The 5,885-nt window shown below is 38.2% G+C and carries 4 protein-coding genes; 1 reads left to right on the top strand and 3 read right to left on the bottom strand.

Annotated features, from left to right (window positions below):
- Nucleotides 1-134: 134 nt before the first annotated feature.
- A complete protein-coding gene (locus VXK47_RS15350) occupies nucleotides 135-599 on the bottom strand; it encodes a hypothetical protein (protein WP_435549665.1) in 465 nt (154 codons plus the stop codon).
- Between the two features lie 410 nt (nucleotides 600-1,009).
- Here VXK47_RS15350 and rlmN point away from each other — a divergent pair, with 410 nt between their 5' ends.
- On the top strand, nucleotides 1,010-2,053 hold the full coding sequence (gene rlmN, locus VXK47_RS15355; RefSeq protein WP_435549666.1) for a 23S rRNA (adenine(2503)-C(2))-methyltransferase RlmN: 1,044 nt from the start codon (nucleotides 1,010-1,012) through the stop codon (nucleotides 2,051-2,053).
- Between the two features lie 11 nt (nucleotides 2,054-2,064).
- On the opposite strand, the gene VXK47_RS15360 is transcribed toward rlmN, so the two are convergent.
- Nucleotides 2,065-3,063 carry a tRNA 4-thiouridine(8) synthase ThiI gene (locus tag VXK47_RS15360; protein ID WP_435549667.1) on the bottom strand — a complete coding sequence of 333 codons (999 nt, stop codon included), beginning with the start codon at nucleotides 3,061-3,063 and terminating at the stop codon, nucleotides 2,065-2,067.
- A gap of 116 nt (nucleotides 3,064-3,179) precedes the next feature.
- Complete coding sequence (locus VXK47_RS15365; protein WP_435549668.1) at nucleotides 3,180-5,282, bottom strand: sodium/proton-translocating pyrophosphatase; 2,103 nt, start codon at nucleotides 5,280-5,282, stop codon at nucleotides 3,180-3,182.
- Nucleotides 5,283-5,885 lie beyond the last annotated feature (603 nt).

A 5,885-nucleotide genomic window follows, 5' to 3' on the forward strand; every position in this document is an offset into this window, starting at 1 on the left:
TTTTGTCTTAACTCCTTATTATAATTATAATTTATAACAAGGCGACAAAAATTTTTTATCTGCTTTGTCAAGCAAAAAATAAACATTTTTATAATTTTTTTATCCCATATAACATGCAAAAACTTAACCGGACACTACTGAAAATAATTGCCTTTTTGAACCAACTTTGTTGTTGGCTCACCTGAAAGTGCTCTATAATATTCCTGACCGCCTAAATTTTCTTTTCCCAAGAGATTTTTATCGAAACTGTATGAAATCACATTTCTTTCAACACCATATATTGTAACATTATCAACTTTGTACCCGTGGAGAGTCCCGCGGATAACATTATCTATAATTTGAGATTGTTCTTTATTTCTGAGCTGTATCTTTCCGTATTTCAGTGAAACCGGAATAAAAAATTGCATAAAAAGCTGATTATTCAGATTGGCAGCAATGAGAAACGCATATTCTTCACTCTTTTTTAGCTGTGTTTTTCTAATCCAGTGAGTATTCAAGGCTGTCAGCACCAAAATACCAGCAAACAAAACTATAATACTTGAAAAAGAAAAATATTTCACGAGTCTGAATGGTTTTATTTTTTCTTCCGTTTTTCCCAATTATAAAACTCCTCTGAACAAGATGGCTTTGTTAAAAACGATAAGTGCTGCCTTCTGTTATTGCAACATTGAGATAAAAAAGTTATAGACTGTTCAATTTAAATATAATGCTGTGAAATTATCAATGTTGTCTTCCGGATTGTAGCTTTTAAGGGATTATCAGACACAATTTGTGCACTTTATTGATTTATTTTATCATCTTGATTGATCCTGAACAAGGGGATCTTAAGTTATATATTATTTAAAATGCTCCGAATCACAATGGCAGGACTTATAATAAGATCAAACTATTATTTGATCTTATCTGACAAAATAATAATCAAAGGCACCCAATTAATTGAGATTTATTGAGTAGTTTTTATTATGGTTTTTTATAGGTTTTAAACTTGGCAATATAAAAGATATTATTTATGAATTCAGAGTCAAAAAAAAATATAATTGAACTTACAAAAGATGAATTTTCTTTCTGGCTGAAAGAAATGGGAATTGAAGCTTACAGAACTCACCAGATCTTCAAGTGGATATATTCGAAACAGGTTGATACTTTTGAAGAAATGACAGATATCGGACTTGAATTGCGAAAGCTTCTTTTAAATCACTATACGATAAACCGCCTGAATAAACAAAAGGTTGAAATATCCAGTGATGGTTCAAAAAAATATCTTTTCGGATTAACAGACGGAAATTATATCGAAAGCGTGCTTATTCCTGAAAAGAATCATTATACTTTATGCATCTCAAGTCAGGTTGGATGTGCTCAGGGATGCAGGTTTTGTTTAACAGCAAAAGGTGGTTTTGCCAGAAATCTTACAAAAGCTGAAATCGTATCTCAGGTTCGTGATATCCAAAACGATGTCGCAGGAGAAAAATTACGTCTTTCTAATATTGTATTCATGGGAATGGGCGAACCTCTTGCAAACTATAAAAATGTTATAAAAGCAATAGATACAATTTCGGCAAAAGACACCGGCCTTGGTTTTTCGAAACGAAAGATTACCATTTCAACAGCAGGGCTTGTTCCTTTTTTAAAAGATCTTGGAAAGGATGCAGGAGTTAATCTGGCAATATCGCTAAATGCCGCTGATAATAGCACAAGAGACATGCTTATGCCGATTAACAGAAAATATCCTGTCAAAGAGCTGATTGAGGCATGCCGTACATATGATTTAAAACCCAGAAACAGGATAACTTTTGAATATATTCTTATTAAAGGAGTAAATGATTCTCCGGCTGATGCAAACCGCCTTGCAAAACTGCTAAGGCCTGTTAAATCAAAAATAAATCTGATTCCTTTTAATGAATACGAAACAAGTGAATTTAAAAGGCCGGAAGAGTCTGTAATCCATCATTTTCTGAATATTCTGCTAAATGAAAATTATACTGCTGTAATCCGGAACAGCAAGGGGCAGGATATTTCTGCAGCCTGCGGTCAACTCAGGGCGAGAAATTGCTGAACCAAATTATATTACTGTATCATAAGATGCTTTATTTTGCCTGGAGGAATAGCAAGAACTTTTATGATTCTGCTGCCTGCAGGAGTGCTTACTGTAACGTTTATTTGTTCTAATTCAGGTATTTTGCTGTATCCTGCACATATAGATGCCGCAAGTATTATTGCTTCATTGCTTCCACCATTTGGTATTATCGCCAACGGTCCCGGAAAGTCATTTATTTTGAATATAATATCCGAAGACGGATTAAACAACTTTTCAATATTATCATTATCGGACTTGTTTCTCCCGACAATTATTTTTGTGCTTTTATTGATTCTAAAATGCCTGCCAAATTTTAATAAATGCAATTCGTTTTCCAAATAATTTTCCTGGTTTAAAAAAAGATCTTTTAACCGTTTGGAAAATTCCCTGTCTGTCAGGAGGCAGCCTCCTGCAGGAGCAGGATAATCTGAAATACCGAATTCTGCTGCAAGAGCTATCTGAATCTTCCTCGATTTTCCTGTAATATCAAGTAAAAGCTCCCTGTCAACAAGCCCTTCTTTCTCGGGTATTGTCGGGGCTATTCTTTTTGCAGATAATGGCCTTAGTATATAACCTTCATAACCGGAGTGCTTTTCCACATATCTGAGTGAGGATGATGTCTGAGACATAGGCCGCTGGCCTAAAACTTCCCCGCTGAAAAGAAAATCAATCCCTTTTTGTTTCATGAGGCTGCCTGCTATTTCAAACATTAAAGAATGGCAATCTATGCATGGATTCATATTTTTTCCATATCCGCAATGCGGACTTTTCAGCATTTTCATGTATACTTCAGTAATATTTTTTACAGTTAAAGGGATGCCGGTTATTTTTGAAGCATTTATTGCCTTTTGTGAAGAAAAAAACGGAGTTTCAAAAGTTATCCATTCAACTTCAATCTGTTGTTTACGCAGAATCAATGCGGCCAAAATGCTGTCCAGTCCACCCGAACAAAGACCTAATGCCCTGACTTTTTTGGGATAATTTATCATGTTATATATGGGTTTAATTTGATGACATTTAATGTGGTTTTAATAAAAAAACCAAATAATGCAAAAGGCCGTTCTTTATAAAAGAACGGCCTTTTTAATATACAATACAACTATATTTATTTACCCATCATCATCATTAAAGGAACAATCAATAGAGCAACGATGTTGATAACCTTGATCATCGGGTTAATGGCAGGACCGGCTGTATCCTTGTAAGGATCGCCTACTGTATCACCCGTGACGGATGCTTTGTGACCATCACTGCCTTTTTTGTGCACAACACCCTTGTCGTCGGTAACGCCGTCTTCAAAAGATTTTTTGGCATTATCCCATGCACCGCCGCCGCTTGTCATGGCTATTGCCTGGAAAAGACCGGTCAGAATGCTTCCTATAAGAACTCCGCCGAGAGCTTCCCTGCCGAGGGTAAAACCAACCGCGATAGGAACAACAACAGGAATAAGAGCAGGAAGCATCATCTGCTTTATTGCGCCTTTTGTTACAATATCAACACACTTGCCGTATTCCGGTTTTGCCTTATATTCCATAATACCCGGGATTTCACGGAACTGTCTTCTAACCTCTTCCACAATGCTTCCTGCTGCTTTGCCGACAGCCTCCATAAGAAGAGATCCGTAATAATAAGGAAGAAGGCCGCCGATGAAAAGGCCTGCCAGAACCATCGGGTTTGAAAGGTCAAAAACAATTACGTTATCAATACCTTTATCAGTAAATGCACGCGAGTATTCGGCAAAAAGTACAATAGCCGCAAGTCCGGCTGAACCTATCGCGTAGCCTTTTGTTACAGCCTTTGTTGTATTTCCTACAGCATCCAGCGGATCCGTAATGTTGCGGATCTCTTCGGGCAGTCCGGACATTTCGGCAATACCGCCTGCGTTGTCCGTAATAGGACCGTAAGAGTCGATAGCAACTACGATACCAGTCATCGAAAGCATGGAAACAGCGGATAGAGCGATAGCGAAAAGACCGCCACTGGCAGAACCGTCAAAACCACCACCTAATTTATAGGCACCAAGGATTGATAACACAATTACTATAACCGGTGCAGCAGTAGCTTTCATGCTTACAGCAAGACCTGCGATAACGTTTGTTCCATGACCGGTAAGGCTGGCTTTTGCAATGTGTTGTACCGGGCTATATTCTTTGGCAGTAAAATACTCTGTGATAACAACAATCAGGCCTGTTAACACAAGGCCAATGAGCGCCATCAGAAAAACGTTCATCTGTGTAAATGACGGATATTTAGCAATTGTATCTGCCGGCAAAGTTTTCAGGAAACTGCCTGTCACAATATAAAATGCCACTGCGGCAAGTATGCCTGAAACAGCAAGCCCTTTGTATAAAGCGCCCATGATATACTGCTTTTTGCCAAGCTTTACTGCAAATGTTCCGATAATTGAAGCAATGATCGAGATTCCGCCAAGCATCAACGGAAACTCTATCCAGGGACTATTGTCGCCGAAAACCGTTTTTGCAAGCAGCATAGCCGCAACAAGGGTAACAGTATAAGTTTCATAAAGGTCTGCTGCCATGCCTGCGCAGTCGCCTACATTGTCACCAACATTGTCTGCAATAACAGCAGGATTTCTGGGATCATCTTCAGGAATTCCGGCTTCAACTTTACCAACAAGGTCAGCTCCGACGTCGGCAGCCTTTGTATAGATGCCGCCTGCAATACGGGCAAAAACGCTCATAAGTGAGCATCCGAATCCAAGACCTATCAGAGCATGGGATGCATGCTCGGGATCAGCCGCTTTTGCTATGTAATAAAAACCGGCAAGTCCAATAATTCCAAGGCCAACAACCATAACTCCTGTTACCGAGCCACCTTTAAAGGCAAGGCCGAGAGCAGCCTGGAGACCTCTGCTTGCCGCCTGTGTGGTACGTACGTTAGCTCTAACAGTAACCCACATACCAACAAAGCCAGCCAGCGCTGAACCAACAGTGCCAATGATAAAACCGATGGCCGTCCATTTGCCGAGGCCACATACAGAAATAAGGATAACCAGCAATACAGCAACTACTGCTACTGTCTTATATTCACGTCCAAGAAATGCATATGCGCCCTCTTTAATTGCATTTGATATTTCCTGCATTTTAGCATTTCCTGCGTCCTGCTTTGACACCCAGATTGCAGTCATAATTGCGTATATAACGCCTAATATACCGCATCCTAATGCAAATTGTATAGTTGCACTCATTTTAAAACCCCCTTTATTGTTTATTTATTTATCATACAAAAATACTAAAAAACCTTAAAGACACTTCACCTCCTCTACATATATTTTCTATGCATTTTCTAATTCTTCTTTAATTATCATTATGATGATAATATAGTGCTTTACAATGGCCAGAATATATAGGAAAGTTAAAGCTATATGTCAATCATTTTTTCTGCTGTAAGATATTGTGCGGAAGTGAAGTGCAATAAGCCTTCCGGCAGATAACCAATTTATAAAGGTGTATTAAATTACTATACGAACAGCCTGATATGCTAAGCTCTGTATAACAACTTGTTCTAAAAGCTTTTAGTTCACGCAAGGTGAAAATGAATTTTATGATTATTGTTCACTATGTACAGGGTTATTCTAAAAACAATATTAACAGATTGAATAACATAAGATGAAACTATCGGTTCGTAACGGAAAAATAATTAAAATTTTGGTAGCGTAGAAAAAGAGAGACCTTGGGCATGAAATAGCAAAAATTGCCCTCCCTTTTATGGTAATAATAGTTTTGACAAACTAACCATACACAAGGAGGGCAATATGGGATTACCCCCACAGAGCGAAGGTATCACTATT

It is taken from the genome of Desulfobacterium sp. N47 (assembly GCF_051233685.1).
Lineage (GTDB): Bacteria > Desulfobacterota > Desulfobacteria > Desulfobacterales > RPRI01 > RPRI01.